Source organism: Pseudoflavonifractor sp. 524-17, assembly GCF_009935845.1.
Classification (GTDB): domain Bacteria; phylum Bacillota; class Clostridia; order Oscillospirales; family Oscillospiraceae; genus Pseudoflavonifractor_A.
In genome coordinates this window covers 1-16934 of record NZ_QWEK01000002.1, presented here as the reverse complement: position 1 = coordinate 16934, position 16934 = coordinate 1, and the positions used below count along the sequence as shown (strand labels likewise).

At 59.7% G+C, this 16934-nt stretch carries 20 protein-coding genes; all 20 read left to right on the top strand.

What is annotated here, in order from left to right:
- Window positions 1–14: 14 nt before the first annotated feature.
- Window positions 15–722: a phage tail protein gene (locus tag D1159_RS00160; protein ID WP_161843681.1), complete on the top strand. Its 708-nt coding sequence runs from the start codon at window positions 15–17 to the stop codon at window positions 720–722.
- Window position 723: 1 nt separating this feature from the next.
- Window positions 724–1332, top strand: coding sequence for a hypothetical protein (locus tag D1159_RS00155; protein WP_161843680.1), 609 nt, complete (start codon window positions 724–726; stop codon window positions 1330–1332).
- A 22-nt stretch (window positions 1333–1354) separates the two neighbouring features.
- Window positions 1355–1714, top strand: coding sequence for a hypothetical protein (locus tag D1159_RS00150; protein WP_161843679.1), 360 nt, complete (start codon window positions 1355–1357; stop codon window positions 1712–1714).
- 2 nt (window positions 1715–1716) lie between these two features.
- On the top strand, window positions 1717–3174 hold the full coding sequence (locus tag D1159_RS00145; RefSeq protein WP_161843678.1) for a phage tail protein: 1458 nt from the start codon (window positions 1717–1719) through the stop codon (window positions 3172–3174).
- Between the two features lie 231 nt (window positions 3175–3405).
- Complete coding sequence (locus D1159_RS00140; RefSeq protein ID WP_161843677.1) at window positions 3406–3924, top strand: phage major tail tube protein; 519 nt, start codon at window positions 3406–3408, stop codon at window positions 3922–3924.
- A gap of 471 nt (window positions 3925–4395) precedes the next feature.
- Window positions 4396–4806, top strand: coding sequence for a hypothetical protein (locus tag D1159_RS00135; protein WP_161843676.1), 411 nt, complete (start codon window positions 4396–4398; stop codon window positions 4804–4806).
- Window positions 4807–4955: 149 nt separating this feature from the next.
- Entirely contained in the window at window positions 4956–8564 is a 3609-nt protein-coding gene (locus D1159_RS00130) for a phage tail tape measure protein (RefSeq protein WP_161843675.1), read from the top strand.
- A complete protein-coding gene (locus tag D1159_RS00125; RefSeq protein WP_161843674.1) occupies window positions 8561–8764 on the top strand; it encodes a tail protein X in 204 nt (67 codons plus the stop codon). The genes D1159_RS00130 and D1159_RS00125 overlap by 4 nt, the downstream gene beginning before the upstream one ends.
- A gap of 46 nt (window positions 8765–8810) precedes the next feature.
- A complete protein-coding gene (locus tag D1159_RS00120; protein WP_161843673.1) occupies window positions 8811–10031 on the top strand; it encodes a contractile injection system protein, VgrG/Pvc8 family in 1221 nt (406 codons plus the stop codon).
- Window positions 10031–10255: a hypothetical protein gene (locus D1159_RS00115; RefSeq protein WP_161843672.1), complete on the top strand. Its 225-nt coding sequence runs from the start codon at window positions 10031–10033 to the stop codon at window positions 10253–10255. The genes D1159_RS00120 and D1159_RS00115 overlap by 1 nt, the downstream gene beginning before the upstream one ends.
- Window positions 10256–10331: 76 nt before the next feature.
- Window positions 10332–11024 (top strand): phage tail protein, encoded by a 693-nt coding sequence (locus D1159_RS19400; RefSeq protein WP_243152026.1) that lies wholly within the window; start codon window positions 10332–10334, stop codon window positions 11022–11024.
- A 379-nt stretch (window positions 11025–11403) separates the two neighbouring features.
- A complete protein-coding gene (locus D1159_RS00105; protein ID WP_161843671.1) occupies window positions 11404–11727 on the top strand; it encodes a GPW/gp25 family protein in 324 nt (107 codons plus the stop codon).
- Between the two features lie 120 nt (window positions 11728–11847).
- Complete coding sequence (locus D1159_RS00100; RefSeq protein WP_161843670.1) at window positions 11848–12987, top strand: baseplate J/gp47 family protein; 1140 nt, start codon at window positions 11848–11850, stop codon at window positions 12985–12987.
- A gap of 67 nt (window positions 12988–13054) precedes the next feature.
- The gene (locus D1159_RS00095) at window positions 13055–13843 is read left to right on the top strand and encodes a phage tail protein I (protein ID WP_161843669.1); all 789 of its coding nucleotides are present in this window, start codon (window positions 13055–13057) and stop codon (window positions 13841–13843) included.
- Window positions 13830–14636 (top strand): hypothetical protein, encoded by an 807-nt coding sequence (locus D1159_RS00090; protein ID WP_161843668.1) that lies wholly within the window; start codon window positions 13830–13832, stop codon window positions 14634–14636. The genes D1159_RS00095 and D1159_RS00090 overlap by 14 nt, the downstream gene beginning before the upstream one ends.
- Before the next feature lie 12 nt (window positions 14637–14648).
- Window positions 14649–15227 carry a hypothetical protein gene (locus tag D1159_RS19085; protein WP_202620872.1) on the top strand — a complete coding sequence of 193 codons (579 nt, stop codon included), beginning with the start codon at window positions 14649–14651 and terminating at the stop codon, window positions 15225–15227.
- A 10-nt stretch (window positions 15228–15237) separates the two neighbouring features.
- A complete protein-coding gene (locus D1159_RS00085) occupies window positions 15238–16035 on the top strand; it encodes a hypothetical protein (protein ID WP_161843667.1) in 798 nt (265 codons plus the stop codon).
- A 15-nt stretch (window positions 16036–16050) separates the two neighbouring features.
- On the top strand, window positions 16051–16392 hold the full coding sequence (locus D1159_RS00080) for a hypothetical protein (RefSeq protein ID WP_161843666.1): 342 nt from the start codon (window positions 16051–16053) through the stop codon (window positions 16390–16392).
- Window positions 16385–16510 carry an XkdX family protein gene (locus D1159_RS00075; protein ID WP_161843665.1) on the top strand — a complete coding sequence of 42 codons (126 nt, stop codon included), beginning with the start codon at window positions 16385–16387 and terminating at the stop codon, window positions 16508–16510. Before D1159_RS00080 ends, D1159_RS00075 begins: the two co-directional genes overlap by 8 nt.
- A gap of 45 nt (window positions 16511–16555) precedes the next feature.
- Window positions 16556–16924, top strand: coding sequence for a hypothetical protein (locus D1159_RS00070; protein WP_161843664.1), 369 nt, complete (start codon window positions 16556–16558; stop codon window positions 16922–16924).
- Window positions 16925–16934: the final 10 nt, after the last annotated feature.

The window sequence follows — 16934 nt, the reverse complement described above, 5'->3', positions numbered from 1 at the left end:
GCGGACGGAGCGGAATGGAGTTTGTGAGGACGATGAACACGCAAGCGAGAACCAACGCAATCACCGGGTCCATCACCGTCACGGTCAACGAAGCGGCGGGGCAGGAAGCTATCGAGCGGGCAAAGGCGCTGCTTGCCAGCATTCCCGGCGGCTTGGACAAGGCCGTGAAAGCCGCCATGAGCCGGACTGTCCGCAGACTGCGAAGCGAGAGCAGCAGGGCAATCCAGGAGAAGTACGACATTTCGGATGCAGGCATCCGCACGGAAAAGCATGTACGGGTCAGCTACAGCTACCAGAACGGCGTACAGGCCACCATCACATTTTCCGGGCGGAAGATACCGCTGTACCGTTTCGGCGGCGCGTCGCCAGCGGTCCCGACGCAGGACATCGCGGCGGGAAGAAAGCCGGTGATGAGAAAGGGCGCATGGACCATGCAATACCAGGGCGTACCGGCCAAGGGCCACCAGTTCAAGGATACCGGCCCAACACAGTTTATGGACGCCTTTGTGGCGCGCATGAAGTCCGGCCATATCGGAATCTTTGAGCGGACCGGCGGAATGACCAGCGAAGGAAGCGACGCCATCCGGGAGATCATGGGCAGCTCTGTGGCACAGATGGTAGGAAAGCCGGAGGTCGCGCAGCGGCTGACAGAGGAATCCTACCAGACGTTTGAAACGGAGCTGGACAAGGCGGTGTACCGGGTTTTGACGGGGTGGCGGTGAAATGGTTAATCTGCGCAACGAAACCAAGGTGGGACTGCTGTACGCCCTGGAGGACTTCACAAAGCTGGCGACGGGAGAACTGCTGCTGCCGGTAAAGCGGCAGAGCCGGGACGAGCGGGAGCCGAAGCCCAGGCCCGCCAACGTATACAAGGCCCGCCTGCCGGATATGGCGTCATACCAGAAAAAAGCCCCGTTCATTCTCCATCAGGCAGTGACGGGCGACGACGCAATGAAGAACGCGAACAAGGGAACAGGCCAGCAAATACGCCGGGAGCTGCAAAGCATCTGCGTTGTGCGGTCTGTTTTCTGCGTCTACCACCCGGACGAGCAGGAAGGGGGGCTGGCGCTTCTGAACCTGATGGAAGAAATGCGCACGGCGCTGCTGCTGTTTCCTATCCTGGATAACTTGTTTGAGCTGGACCTGGAGGAGGGAATCAGCCAGATGGTATATCCGGAAACCGGAGAGCGGGGGACCGCGCCGTTCTACCTGGGGGAAATGGTGACCACATGGAAGCTGCCGGCGATAAAGCGGCTGGACGCAGCCCGGGTGGTACAGGGACTGCCGCCGGTAGACCCCAAGGCTGTGTATCATACCAACAAATTACAGTGAACCGGGAGAGGAGAAAAAACGTATGGCGAGAAAAACGACGGATGCAGACAATGGAAAAAGTGCTCTGGAGACGGCGGATGCTGCGGTGGAGCAGCCTGATACCTCGGATGAGATTACACCCCAAAAGGATGAGCGCAATACATCCGGCTTTTACTGCTACATCGGCCCGAACCTAAACGGGCTGATTCAGACCGGGACCATCTACCGGGGAACCCGGAAGGATGCGCTTGCCAAGGCGGAAAAGGCTATCAAGGCCGATTCGCTTGTGAAAACCCTGATTGTCTCTGGGGACAGTCTGCCGGAAGCCAGGTTGAAGGTAAAGACACCGGGAAATGCCTTGCACGCGAGTTATCAGAAGCTGGCGGGGAAGGAAGGTAAGTGAACATGGCAAATTTAGGAATTCATGTATTTGAAAAAGCCACAAGCGTTTCCACTCCGAAAGTCGCCGCAGTTGGCATTCCCTTTGTGGTGGGAACGGCACCTGTCCACACGGCGGAAAAACCCGCCGCGCCCAATACGCCTGTGTTGGCCACCAGCTGGGATGAGGCGGTGGAGAAGCTGGGGTTCTCTTATGACTGGGAGGCTTACTCTCTGTGCGAGTTCATGTACTCCCACTTTCAGCTTTTCGGGGCGCAGCCGGTAATTTTCTGCAACATCCTGGACCCGGAGGCCATGAAGAAGGACGTGGCGGCGGCGGACTATGATGTTGCGGACCACAAAATCACCCTGCCTATCGAGGCTGTGGCCGGGTCCATCCAGGTCAAGGTGACAGAGGATGTGGAAGGGACGCCCACCCAGCGGGAGCTTGCGGCGGACGAGGATTACAGCGTGTTCTATGACCGGGACGGCACGGACACCTATGTGTGCATCGTGGAGCTGCTGGAGAATGGCAGCGCCTACAGCGCCGCAAAGGTGAACATCGCATATACACAGGCAGATCCCAAGGCCACAACCGTGGCCGACGTGGTGGACGGCGTGGCCCAGGCGGATGCCTGCCTGACGGCGGTAGGCGTGGTGCCGGATCTCATTTGCGCCCCGGGATGGTCCCACATTGCCGCTGTGGCCGCTGTGATGACCACAAAGGCAGCCGCTGTCAACGGACTGTTCAAGGGCAAGGCCGTCATCGACGTGGATAGCACTGACAGCGGCGTGACCGAATACTACCAGATCCCCGCCTACAAGAACAAGAACAGTCTTGTAGACGCGGACCAGATTCTGTGCTGGCCCATGGTGCAGCTGGGGGACTACCGCTTTCACCTGTCCACCCAGCTGTGCGGCCTGATGGCGGAGGTGGACGCCCTTAACGGGGGAATCCCATACGAATCCCCCTCCAATAAGAATCTGAAAATGGACGCCTGCGTACTGGCAGACGGCAGACCGGTCAACCTGACGTGGGAACAGGTGAACCTTGTAGCGGGAAGCTGGGGCGCCGTTACGGCGGTCAACTTCATGGATTCCGGCTGGGTGGCCAAGGGCAACTACACCGCCTGCTACCCCGGCAACACCGATGTCAAGGACCAGTTCATCCCCGTGTCCCGGATGTTTGACTTTATCGGCAACACCCTGATCCGCACGTTCTGGTCCAAGCTGGACAAGCCCATGACCACGGCCCTGCGGGACAGCATCTTGCAGACCTGCAATATCTGGCTGGGGGGGCTATCCGGCGGCGGCTACCTCTACGGCGCGCGGGCGGAACTGCTGGCAGAGGAAAACCCGCTGGCCAATCTGCTGGATGGACACATTACGCTCCATGTTTATAATGCGCCGCCCGTTCCCGCGCAGGAAATCGACTTCATCCTGGAATACGACGTTTCCTATATGGAAACAGCGCTTTCGGCATAAGGAAAAAATGGGTCACCGCCGGAGCCCAGCCGTCAGGCGGATCCGGCGGGGAGTGGACGAGCAACGGATTGGAACGAACGTCCAAATGGGGTCCCCGCAAAAGCGAATGCTTTTGTGGGGAAAAGAGGAGCAAGGGAGCGAGCGCGGTTTTCGCCGCAGGCGGAAAGGTCACTTAGCGGACGTTGCGACAACGCCAGGCGGACGCAGTGGAAAGGAGTTTGTGAGGACGACATGATTTATCCGAACGGCCATATCGACTACCTGATGTATGAGAACGGCGGGGCACTGATTGGCGTCGCCAAGGTGACAATGCCACCCATCAAGTACAAAACTGTCACGGCGACGGGTGCGGCGCTTATGGGAGACGTGACAATCCCCCTGGCCAGCATGATTGAACCCATGACCATCAGCATTGACTTCTCCAGCGTGGCAGACGCCATTGTGCAGCTGGGTACCAACGAGTGGCACGATGTCGCCCTCTACCTGGCGGACCAGTATTTCGATGGCGTGAAGCGGAAGGAAGAGCTGGAGCAGGTACGCTTTGAAATGTCCATCCGGCCCACGGAGATCAACCAGGGGACCATCCAGACGGCCAGCGCCGCCGACGCATCCGGGACGTACAGCGTGTGCCGGTACACGGTATATAAGGCAGGGCAGAAAGTCATTGACATTGACCAGTTCAACCAGGTCCACGAAGTCAACGGCGTGGACAACGCGGCCGACGTGCGCCGTGCCCTTGGCATGATGTAGTCGAAAGAAGCCTGCTGCATTGCGCTTCCGTCTAACGCCGAAAGCTCCATATTCGCAGGTTTCTTTCTCCTATCAAAACCGCACCCGCTGCGCTGGGCTGCGGTTTTGTTTTAGGACGGGGGAAACGAAGAATAAAGCCGCCTCTCCCGGTGATGGGAGGGGCGGCTTGTTCCAGAATGGGGTCCCCGCGCAAGCCCAGCGGCTGCGCAACCGTTGGCAGCTATGCTGCCTTACGGATGCGGCGTACCCCTTGCGGGTGAGCGGGTTGCGTGGGGAGAGGAGGGGCAACGGAATGAAGCGGATGCCCAACTAGGGATCCCCGCAAAAGCGGATGCTTTTGTGGGGAATCGGAGGAGCAAGAGAGCGGAACGAGGAACGGCCAAAGGCCGTTGCGAGTATAGCGGACTTTGCGACGACACCAGCCGGGCGGAGCCGAATGGAGTTTGTGAGGACGAAAGGAGCGATTTTACCATGGAAGAGGAAAAGAGACTGGATATGGCGGGCGTGGCCGAGGACGCGGCGGACGCCGAACGGGCGGAAGAGGAAGCCAAGAAAGAGCAGGAAACCGGGAGCTACACCCACACATTCAAAAAGCCGTTCCGATGGAAGGAACGTACTTTTGACAGCCTGACCTTTGACTGGACCACCCTGAAAGGCAGGGACCACCTGGAGATCGAACAGGAAGTCCTTATGAAGGGCCGGACGCTGGTATCCCCCGCCTTCACGGGGGAATTCCTGGCGGGCATGACGGCGCGGGCCTGCACAGAGCGGGACGAGAAGGCAAAGCGCGTGATTGATACCCAGGCCGTCATGGAGATGGATATGGTGGATTTCCAAGCCATTACGAGGAAAGCCCGGGGTTTTTTGCTGCGTGCGGAGTGAAAGCCGAACGGCTTTGGATCCAAAAACAATGTATCCTCCTGGCGAGAAACAACGGCGGTTCCCCACTGAACTACCTGGAAGAACCCCTGTGCCAGTTCGGTGGGTGGATACAGGCTACCAATAAATTGAACGGAAAGTAGGTGCGAGGCATGGCGCAAAAGCAGTATTCTTTTGATTTTGTTCTGAACGCCGTGCTGAACGGCGGATTTTCCGGTACATTCACAAAAGCGCAGCAGGAATTTATACGGCTGGGTACGGAAATCAAAAACCTCCAGGCCATCCAGCGGGACATTGCGGCCTATCAAAAGCAGGCGGCGGCAGTGCAGAACACGTCCGGGAAACTGGAAAATCTGCGCCATCAATATGAGCTGATCAACCGGCAAATCTCTGAAACAACCGGCTCCACAACAGCCCTGGAGCGGGAAAAGCTGAAATTGGAGCAGCGTATTGCCAACACCGAAGCGGCGCTGGAAAAGCAGCGGGCCAAGCTGGACAGCACACGGGACCGGCTGGACGCGGCAGGCGTGTCCACCGATAACCTAAGCGCGAAGGATGCCGAGCTGACAGAGCAAATCCGGGCGCTGACCGAGGAACAGAAGAAAGCCGCAGAGGAAGCGGGCCGGTTTGGAAGCGCCGGTATGCAGGCCATAGAGGCGGTAGGCGGGGCCATTGCCGCCGCTGGAATCGCCGAAGGGGCAAAAGCAATCGCGGACGCCTACAGGGAGTGCGTGGACGTATCGAAAGCGTTCGGGCAGGGTATGTCCAACGTGGAGGCAATCGCGGATTCCAGTATCTCGGAAATGGCAGCGCTGACAGCGCAGGCAAAGGAGCTGGGCGCGACAACTAAGTTTACGGCCAGGGAGAGCGCCGACGCCATGGGCTATATGGCAATGGCCGGATGGGACGCCCAGGAAATGCTGTCCGGCATGAGCGGGGTCATCAATCTGGCGGCGGCAGCGGGAGAGGACCTGGCGCAGGTGTCCGACATTGTGACGGACAACCTGTCCGCGTTCCGCCTCACGGCGGCGGACACGGCTCACTTTGCCGACGTGCTGGCCGCGGCAGCGGCCAAGTCCAACACCAATATTTCCATCATGGGCGAGACGTTCAAAAATTCGTCCTCTGTAGCGGGCGCACTTGGGTACAGCATTGAGGACGTGGCGGTTATGACGGGCCTCATGGCAAACAACGCCGTCAAGGGGTCCCGGGCCGGGACCGCGCTGCGCAATATCTTCAACGGACTGCTGGGCGGCGTGACGCTGACGGCGGAAGCGTTCGGAGAGTTAGACTACTCCGCCGTCAACTCAGACGGGTCCATGAAGGGCCTGATGGAGACGGTGAAGGACCTGCGGGGCTACTTTGACCAGATGACCGAGGCCGAGCGGGTAAACAACGCCATGGAAATCGCAGGTATGCGGGGCTACAACGGACTGCTGGCAATCCTGAACGCCACGGACGAGGACTTCCAAAGCCTGTACGCCTCCATCAACGACTGCTCCGGCGCGGCGGAGCGAATGGCGAAGGTAAAGCTGGACAACCTCAACGGCGACGTGACCATTCTGAACTCCGCCATGGAGGCGCTGCAAACCACCATCGGGGAACAATTTAACCCGGAGCTGCGGGGAATGACACAGTTAGGAACCGATATACTGAACTGGGTCAACGGATTGATCCAGGAGTGTCCGGCACTGACGAAGGGGATTATGGCCGGGACGGGCGCTTTTATGGCAATGGGGACCGCCGTTGTGGGGGTGAACGCAGCCATAAAGGTGTTCAAAGCGCTTAATCTGGCGGCACTGTTTACAGGCCCGGCAGGGGTGATGCTGGGCGCCGCGGCGGGGATCGCCGGTGTGACGGCGGCAGTGGTGGGATTCACCGAGGCCACCCGAGACGGCGGACCGGCGGTAAGGGAACTGACCGAGGCGGCACGGGAACTGAACGCGGCTATGGAAGAGGCGGAATCCGGATATGAAAGCACGGCGGTGGAGATTCTGGCGGCGGCCAACACGGCGGAGCTTTATATCGGAAAACTGGAGGAGATCCAGGCCGCCCAGGGAGAGAACGCGCAGCAGAGCAAGGAGTATCAGAATACGCTGGGCCTGCTGCTGCGGACCATGCCGGAGCTGTCCAGCTGTATCAGCACCACCACGGACGAGTACGGACGCTCCACCTACGTCCTGGAGACCGACACGGCCGCGCTGCGGGTCAATACAGAGGAGTGGAAGAAGAACGCCCAGGCGAGGGCTTATCAGGAGTACCTGAATTCTTTGTACGACCAATACGGCGATGTACTGGTGGAGGCTGCGGAAAACGAACTGGAACTGAGCCTGGCGGAGCATAAGCGGGACGAGGCGGTGAGAAAGCAAAATGACGTCCTGAAGCGGCGGGGTGAGCTGTGGAAGGAGGCCGAGCGGGCCGCCCAGAAGCAGACCAGGGAAACCGGGGTGCTGACAGACGCGACGGCCTTCCTTACCCAGGAATATGAGGACCTGGGATACGAGCTGGAGGATTTGAATGAGGAGATCTCAAACGCGGAAGCGGACATAAAGGACCACGAAGAGGCCATCCGGAGGGACGGGGAAGCCGCCGCACAGGCGGAAGAAAAAATGGCGTTCCTGGAAGACGCGGTAAAAGACACCCTGAAAGCAATGGGCCTTTATACGGAAGAAGAAGAGAACCTGACCGAGGAAGAAGCCGCGGTACGGGACGCACTGGACGGCACGATGGAGAAGGTCCAGGCGCTGGGGGAGGCATACAGGAAAGCCTATGAGGAAGCATCCGAGAGCTTTGCCGGTCAGTTCGGGCTGTTTGACGAGGCGAAAGCGGACGCACAGGCTACTGTGGAGGCTGCGCAGAAGGCGCTGGACACACAGCTTGCCTACTGGCAGGGGTACGCCGCGAATATCGCGGTTCTGAAAGAGCAATCCGCAGAAGACCTGGGAGTGACCCAGGAGAATTACGACGCGCTGATGAAGTTCGTCATGAGCGGGACGCCGGAGGCGGCGGGACTAGCGGCGGATATGGTAAAAGCGGTCAAAAGCGGCAACACCCAGGTACTTACCGACCTTGCAAACACGCTGGGGGAAATCGAAGAGAGCCGGGACCAGACAGCGCAGGACGTGGCAGAGTGGACCACGGGGCTGCTGGAGCAGACGCAGCAGCTTGTCCACGATATGGAAGAGGAGCTGGGGGCGCTGGATATGTCGGAAGAGGCCAGGGAGAGCGGGCGGGCCACTGTGCAAGCCTACATCGACCAGGCGGAAGGTATGCTTCCCCAGGTAAGAAGCGCCTATACGAATGTTGCACGGGTTGCGTCTATTTCCCTTGGACCGCCGAGGTATGCAGACAGCGCATGGTACGCGAATCGGAATCGCGGCTACGCCGCCGGCACCCAGAACGCACCGCCGGGCTGGGCATGGGTAGGAGAAGACGGGCCGGAGCTGATGCGGATGCACGGTGGGGAGCAGGTGCTTCCAAACCGTGTATCCCGGCAGGTGGCGGAGGATTACGGCGCATACAGCCGGTACACCTGCGCCCAGGAGGTACAGCCCGTCCGGCCGCCCCTGGAGGTTATAGGGACGGCAGGCACGGCGGAGGGCAGGCCGAAGATGGAAATGCACTTCCACATCGCCGCCGGAGCGCCGCCGGAGACAGTGAGCGCCTGGCAGGACTACGCGAACCGGGGCGAGCTGAAAACCGTAATACTGGACGTACTAGAGGAAACAGATGCAGATATGAGAAGGAGAGCCATGGTATGAGCGGTTTCTATGCAACGGCCCAGGGAGATACGTGGGACATGATTGCGTATCGGAAGCTGGGAAGCACGGACTATACGGACCAGCTCGTCAGCGCAAATCTGAAGCACGCCGGGACGCTCCTGTTCCCGGCGGGGGTCACGCTGCGCCTGCCGGAAATCGAGGAAAAGCCAAACACGAACCTCCCCCCGTGGAAGCGATAGCTCGTCGGGGCGAAATCCGCTCCGTTCCATTTCCGGCTGACGCCGATTGGGCAGCCGTTGGCGGCTTTGCCGCCTTACGGATGCCGCACACCCCCTGCGGGTGAAACTGCACTACGCTACTTTGCCCCTCCTCTCCAAACCGGACCCGCTGCGCTGGGCTCCGGTTTGGGCTGCGCCGGTATCTGGCGCAGATAGGACGAGAGCGCGAAAGGGGGAGAATGAAATAGCAGAACGCATACTTGCACGGCGGACATCGGTTGATGTTACGTTCGACGGGACGGATATTACACAGGATATCAAGCCGTACCTGCGCAGCATCACCTACACCGACGACGCGGACGACATGGCCGACGACTTGAAAATCGAAGTGCAGGACCGGGACGGGGTATGGCTGGAAAAGTGGCTGAGGTCGGCGGTGGAAGCCGCCGCCGGGGGCTGGCTGTCCATCGGCGCGGTTATTAAACCGGAACACTGGAAAAAGGATGGAGCGCTGAAGACGGGGGCGTTTGAGCTGGACAGCGTGGACGCCTCCGGTCCTCCTGCCAGTGTAACGATAAGCGGCGCAAGCCTCGCCTTTTCCAAGAGCCTGCGGCAGACCAAGAAATCCAAGACGTGGGAAAATTACACCCTGTCCGGTATCGCGGCGGAAATCGCGGCGGGCGGCGGCATGGGCAGTCTATATGAATCCAGCACAAACCCGTCCTATAGACGGATGGAGCAGGCCAAGCAGAGCGACATTGATTTCCTCAAAAAGCTGTGTCAGGACGCCGGTATCTCCATCAAGGCAACGGACGGGAAGATTGTGCTGTATGACCAGGCAGAGTACGAAGCGAAGGACCCGGTCCTCGCCATCGAGAAGGGGGAGAAGGGAGGGTACATCAAATACAAGCTCTCCTCCGGCTCGGCGGACACCAGGTATTCCAAGTGCCGCGTCCGCTACATGGATCCAGGAACGGGGAAGTGTATCGAAGGGACGGCGGAGGACGGAGACGTTTCCGGGGACCAATGCCTGGAGATAACAGCCAAGGTGGCCAGTACCGGGGAAGCGCAGGCACTGGCGAAGAAGCGCCTGCGGCTGCACAACAAACTGGCGAAAACCGCCACGTTCACCCTGCCGGGAGACGTGGGACTTGTGGCCGGGGTCACAGTCCAGCTCAAAGGATGGGGCGGCTGGGACGGGAAATACATTGTCACCAGGGCAACCCATACGGTGGGAGGCGGCGGATACACCACGCAAATCAAGATACGGAAGGTTCTGAATTACTGATGCTTACAGAGGATATGGTACGGGAAGGGAAAGTGACCGCCGTGGATCCCGACAAGCGGATTGCCAAGGTGTGGTTTGACGCCCTGGAAATCAAATCGGACTGGATGCCAGTGCTTATGACTGGCAGTTATATGCCGAAGGTGAATGACCGGGTGCTGGTGCTGTACTTCCCCGTGTTCAACGGAGACGGTGTGATACTGGGGGGCGTAAACCCGTGGAAATGAAAAAAGGGGCCCCCGCCGGAGCCCAGCCGACAGGCGGGTCCGGTGGGGAGAGGAGGCGCCCCGGAATGAGTGAGCTTTGGCCGAAGGCCGAAGCGAAGGATATGAAGGGAGCGACGACGATGTGGCGCTGATTGGCTACCTGGGAAAAAGCGCGGACGATGGGATTGAGTTTATTGTCTCCCGCGAGGTATTCCGCACCCCTAAAAACATGCAGTGGAGCGGTTCGGCCCGGTACGCCACCCATGAGCGGCACAACACCCACGCGCTGACAGAGTTTACCGGGCTGGACCCGGACCGGTTTTCCTTTGATATTCTGCTGGCGGCGGAGCTGGGTGTGGATCCGCTAAAAGAAGTAGTCAAGATTTGGGACTTTGAGCGCAGCGGCGAGGCACTGGGGCTGGTCATAGGCGGGAAAGCATACGGGAAATACCGGTGGACCATCACGGACCACAAGACCAAGATGGAGTACATGGACGGGCTGGGGGATATGTACGCTGTAGAGGTATCGGTAGACCTGCTGGAATATATGAAGGGGGAAACCCACAACGCCGGAAACACGGCCAAGGCCAAAGCACCGGCGGCTTCGGCGGCGGGTGGAACCGGCGGGACGGTCTACACCGTAAAGAAGGGGGACAACCTCTGGACCATTGCCAAAAAGTTTTATGGGAGCGGCGCGGGTTACATCAAGATCTATGAGGCGAACCGGGATGTGATAGGGGGAAGTCCGAACCTGATCTATCCGGGGCAGGTATTCAAAATACCCCAATGAACCCGCTGCGCTGGGCTTCATTGGGGCCCCCTTTGATTTGAATGCTCGGGCGGAGTGAATCCGCCCTGCGCCAAGGTTTTGCCTACGGCAAAACGTTTGTGACGCCGGACTTCCGGCGGCGCGCCCATGGCACGTTATCTCTGAAAAACGGGGCCTACGCCGGAACGTAAGCGGAGCGGCCATAGGGGTCCCCACCGAAGCCCAGCGTAAGCGGGTCCGGTGGGGAGAGGAGAAATAACACAGCACGGCGAGCTTTCGGCGCAAGCCGGAAACGAGCGGAGCGAAGTTTATTTCGACGACGAGAGAGGAGGAGCAAGGGAGCGGGCACAATTTTCGGCGACAGCCGAAAAGGGCGCTTAGCGGACTTTGCAACGACGAGATGGAATACACCGTATCTGCCACGGACCTTGCAAATATCCGGCTGGACGAGGGGGACAGGGTAAAGGAAATCCTGCGCAACGTGGCGGTTATTCTAGCGACGCCAAAGGGAAGCGTACCCATGTACCGGAGCTTCGGCCTGGACATGAGCTTCTTAGACAAGCCTATAAATGTGGCAAAAAACCGGGCTGTCATCCCAGTACGGGAGGCAATCGAGGAATGGGAGCCGCGGGCAGTGTACAAGGACATGAGGCTGATGCCGGACCCGTCCAATCCTGGGAAGCTGACCTTCACGGTGCAGATTGAAATCAAGGAAGGGGAATGAACGGGGGCCCAGCACGAGCGGGTCCGGTGGGGAGAGGACGAGCAACGGAATGGAGCGGATGTCCGCTGTAAGGCGGACGGAGCGGAATGGAGTTTGTGAGGACGAGAAGGAGGCGACGATGTGAGCCGTGGGGCGGAATACAGATTTATCCCGACGGATCCCAATGACATCATCATATGGCTGACGGATATTTATGAGGAAATCATGGGCGTGACGGTACAGCCCGCAAGTCCGGAACGGAACTTTATTCACTGGATGGCGGAGGCAATCGTGCTGGAACGGGTGCTGACCAATTATGCGGCCAACCAGAACATCCCCAGCCGGGCAGTGGGGGACAATCTGGATGCCCTGGCGGAGCTGTTCTACACCCAGGCGCGCCCGCAGGCAAAGGCCGCAACCTGCACGGTACGCTTCAACATTTCCGAGGCCCAGGGGTTTAACCTGCTGATACCGAAGGGAATCCGGGTCACGGATACAGGAAAGACGCTGGTTTGGGAGACGCTGGAGGATGTGTATATAAGCATCGGGGAGACGTACGCGGACAGTAAGGTCCGGTGCCAGACAGCGGGAAAGCAGGGAAACGGATATGTAAAGGGGCAGATTGATTCCATCATAGACCCATTTGCCTACTTCCTCTCCTGCGAGAACCTGACCGAATCGGACGGGGGCGCGGACGCGGCCACCGACGAGGAATTTTATGAGCTGCTGCGCCTGAGCATGGATGGCTATAGCTGCGCCGGAGCGCGGGGCGGGTACATCTACTTTGCAAAGCAGGTCAGCACAGAGATTGCGGACGTGATTGCCGCCTCCCCCACGCCGGGGGTAGTTAAGCTGTATGTCCTGATGAACGACGGTACACCTGCCACGCCGGAGATGAAGGAGCAGGTTTTGGCCGCGTGCAGTGCAGACGACGTGCGGCCATTGACGGATCTTGTTTCCTTGGAGGACCCGGAAAATGTGGACTACCATGTGCGCCTGACCTACTACATGGGGCAGGACAATCCAATCAGCGCCCAGGCCCTAGATGCGGCGGTGAAGGAAAAAGTGAGGGAATACACGGCCTGGCAATCCGCGAAGCTGGGGCGTGATATCAACCCGTCGCGGCTTATCTCTATGCTGATGGAGACGGGAATCAAGCGGGTGGACCTCTTCGAACCGGCCTTTACCGATTTGAAAGATGGGAGCGGAACAGAGGCCCCACAGCTTGCGCGGCTGGCAGGGGACCCCGAAATCATCAACGGAGGGTACGAGGATGAATAAGGTGTGTACTTGCCGTTGACGCGCCTTGCGGCAGGGAGCAAAACGGCTCAGATCAAGGGAGCGGATCATGGATAACTACGGAATTACCAAAGAAAATCTGCTGCTTCTCATGCCGCCGGCGCTGACACACGACAAGTCTATTATGGCGCTGGCGGAGGCGGACGCCGAGGCCCTGGTGGCGCGGCTGGCGGAAATTGACCGGGTGCGCATTATCTCCAACATTGACGCACTGGAGGATGCTGTGCTGGACATTCTGGCCCGCGACTTCAAGGTGGACTGGTGGGACGCGGATTATAGCGTGGAGGAAAAACGCCGGACCCTGAAAGACAGCTGGCGGGTCCATAAGACGCTGGGGACCAAGGCGGCGGTGGAGACGGCGCTGTCGGCCATCTATCCGAACGCCAAGGTGACGGAGTGGTTTGAGTACGGCGGGGAGCCCTACCGGTTCCGCCTCCAGCTGGACGCCAGCCATGAGGACATCAATTCGGAGCGGCACCGGCGGGTGCTGCGCCGGGTGGACCTGTACAAGAGCCTGCGCTCCCACCTGGACGGCATCAAGTACATCATCAAACCGGATCGCGCTGTAACAGCGTTCGTGGGGGCGGCGGCGGTTGGCAGTTACACACGGCTGGGGGTCAGCGTCCAAGTCAACGGGCGGGTGGACCGGCCCCACATTCCCCTCCGGGGGTGGGCCGGGGTGCAAGGCGTGGGGCTGTACGCCAAGGTCCACGTTCCGGTGAACCTGCACGGGACAATCGCCCGGCCCCACAGGACGCTGCCGATACACGCGGGGGCGGCCCTGGCCGGGACCTATACCAAAATAACCATGGAGGTGACTGTAAATGGGCTGGGCTGATTCTGTCGTAACCAAGACCGGGCTCTACCTGCTCAACGAATCTTTGGCGGGGTACGCCCTGACCATCCGGCACGGGGCCGGGGGCGCGGGGCTGCTGGACCCGGCGGAACTGGAGGACGCGGCGGCGCTCTCGGACCCGAAGCAGACCTTTTCCATCTGCGGTGTGGAGGATGTGGAGGGCGGCAAGCGGGTGAGAATCCAGATCACCAACTGGGATGTGGAGGAGACCTACATCCTCCACCAGATCGGGGTGTTCGCCCGGCTGGACTATCAGGAGGAGGATTCCCTGCTGTTCTTGATGCAGGACAGCAGGGGCGTGCAGATCCCCGCCCGGGCGGAGAACCCGGAGTTTTTGTTGGAGATCTACGCCATCCTGGCAATCAACAACGCCGCGGATATCCAGGTCAACATCGACGCCAGTACCGTTGTGTCGGAGGGATTTCTCCGGGAGACACTGGAGGCCCACAATACGGACGAGGGGGCTCACCTGGGGCTGCGGGAGGAGGTGGAACAGGTCCGGGAGGCGGCGCAGGCGGCCCGGGAGGCGGTAAAGGAGCTGGCCGAAGGGGGCCTGCCGCTGTTGGTCATCGGAGAAACCGAGCCGGAAAGGGGGGCGGTATTTTGGTTTGACACCCGGGCGAGGCAGTCGGAAATCATTGAACTACAGCTGGGAGGTGAGGGCGATGAGACGCCGGTGACAGCGGAGATTGACGGGCGGGACCACCCGGTAACCAACGCGGCGCCCTTGGGCGCGGAGGAAGATGAGATCTACGAGATCGAAATCACAGACTAGGAGGAAAACAGTATGCCGAATATTGCGAAGAAAGCGATCCTGCGGGCCAAGGTGGCGGGGGTGCTCACCGACCTGATGGTACAGACCAACGCGGAGAACGTCCGGGTGGACGGCACCACCCTGTCCGCCAAGCTGGCGGAGCTGTTGGCCGCGGTAGAGACCCGGCCCACCGGCGAGGACATGGACACCGCCATCTCCCAGGCCATCTCCGGCCTGATCAACGGCGCGCCGGAGACTTATGACACTCTGAAGGAGATTGCGGACTACATCTCCACCCACCAGGAGGCGGCGGACGCCCTCAACGCCGCCATCGGCGGTAAGGCAGACGCCGCGGACCTCACCGCCGCCGTGGCCCGTATCGCCGCCCTGGAGGCCAAGAAGGTGGCGGAAGCCGACCTGGCCGACGACCTCAAGGCCAAGGTCAACGCCGCCGCCCAGGGCAACCACAGCCACGAGAACAAAACCGTCCTGGACGGCATCACCGCGGAGAAGACCGCCGCCTGGGACGGCAAGAGCAAGATCCATTACGCTGCCGCCGAGCCCGCGGACCTGGCCGAGGGCGATCTGTGGGTGCAGCTGACTGAGGGATAAGGAGGCGGACATGGCAATCCGTGAATACAATGGCGTGCTGTCCTACAAGGACAAAACCGGGGATACCCATTTACTTTACCCTGTGACCAAAAAGGACTGTGTGGACGGCCTGGAGGAGATGGACGCCGCCATCCAGGCCGCCAGGGAGACACAGCGCCAGTTGGATGCCCATGCCGCCAACAGGGCAAACCCCCATGGCGTGACTGCGGAGCAGATTCCATGCGCTACAGGCGGTACAGTGGCGTCTGCGCTCCAGGCAGCGGCATCTCATAGGCATACCACCGCCGATATCTCAAACTTTCCGGGGGCGCTCCCCGCCAGCGATGTCTATCCTTGGGCAAAGGCGGCTGCGAAACCGTCCTATTCCTGGGAGGAAATCTATAACCGTCCCGCCACGCTCCCGGCCAGCGGCGGCAATGCGGACACCGTGGGCGGTTATGATATCAATGGGATTATCAATTCCGCGGTTTCCTTGGGATGCAGAATTGTTACTGGGAGTTACGTCGGGGATGGAGCTGTCTCCAAAACAGTTACCTTCGGCGTAGCTGCCAAGATTGTGGTGATAAGCGCGCCAAATCCGAAACTTGGCTCTACAGGGTCGTCCGGCGATTCAGACATGATGGTTTTTGTGAGAGGAATCTCGTCATTTTCGATTGGCGGAGAAATAAACAAAGATTACGGGGTCGGCGCTTCGGTATCCTGGTCGAGCACTGGGCTGACAATGACGTCATACGGCAGCAGCGCATACGCTTACCTAGAGATTTTAAATATTGCCGGCACAACCTATTACTGGGCCGCGCTTATTTAGACGGGGGGATTTGTCATGCTTATTGTTGAGATCAAAGCGCTGCCCAACGGTGCGCACAGCAACCAGACCATTGACTCGCTGCCGGAGATACCGGAAGGCTGGGCTGTCATCCCGGCCCATTTAGAGGATAGGGCGATAGGGTATCTCCCCTTCATCAACCTTGTTTTCCATGACGGTGAAATCGTTGATGTGGAGCAGGGAGAAGTGCCGGAGGCTGTCCGGGAGGCCCTTCCGCGTTATACCACCGAGCAGCTGATCCGGCAGGAAATAACGAACTTAGAGCTATCAGGCATTGAACAGGGACAGGCCATAACAGACCTGGAGCTGATGATTTTGGAGGGATATGCCAATGTTTGAGAAAATCAGAGAGCGATACCAAAGGGGCTACATAAGGGATGACCAGCTTGCAAGATATGTGAGCCTCGGAGTTATTACCCAAGCTCAGGCTGAGGAAATCAAGGGAACGGCACAGTAACCCAACGGGCGGAGGCCTGAATTAAATAGAAAGAAGGACAACAGCATGAAATTTCTGACCAAAAACCTGTGGACCATTTTTGAGGTAGCCCGGGAGGAGCGCACTGACGGCGACAGCTTTGTGGGCGACATGAGCGTGGCGGACGACCTGTTCCTGGCTGGGCTGGCTGGTAAAAAGGACTGTACCTACCGGTGCCTGGCCGGGCTGGACAAGCCCGCCCTGCTGGCGCAGTGGGAGGGGGAGGACAAGCCTGCCGCCAAGGCGGAGTACCGGGCCCTGGTCATTGGCGACCCGGACCACAGAGAGGCGGACCGGTACAAGGAGCTATGCGCGGCCTTTACCATGGGCGACCGGCGGGGCTTCGAGCTTGCGGTACAGAGCGGTCTGGCCGCGCTGGAGGACCCGAAGGCATAAGGCCTGGCCG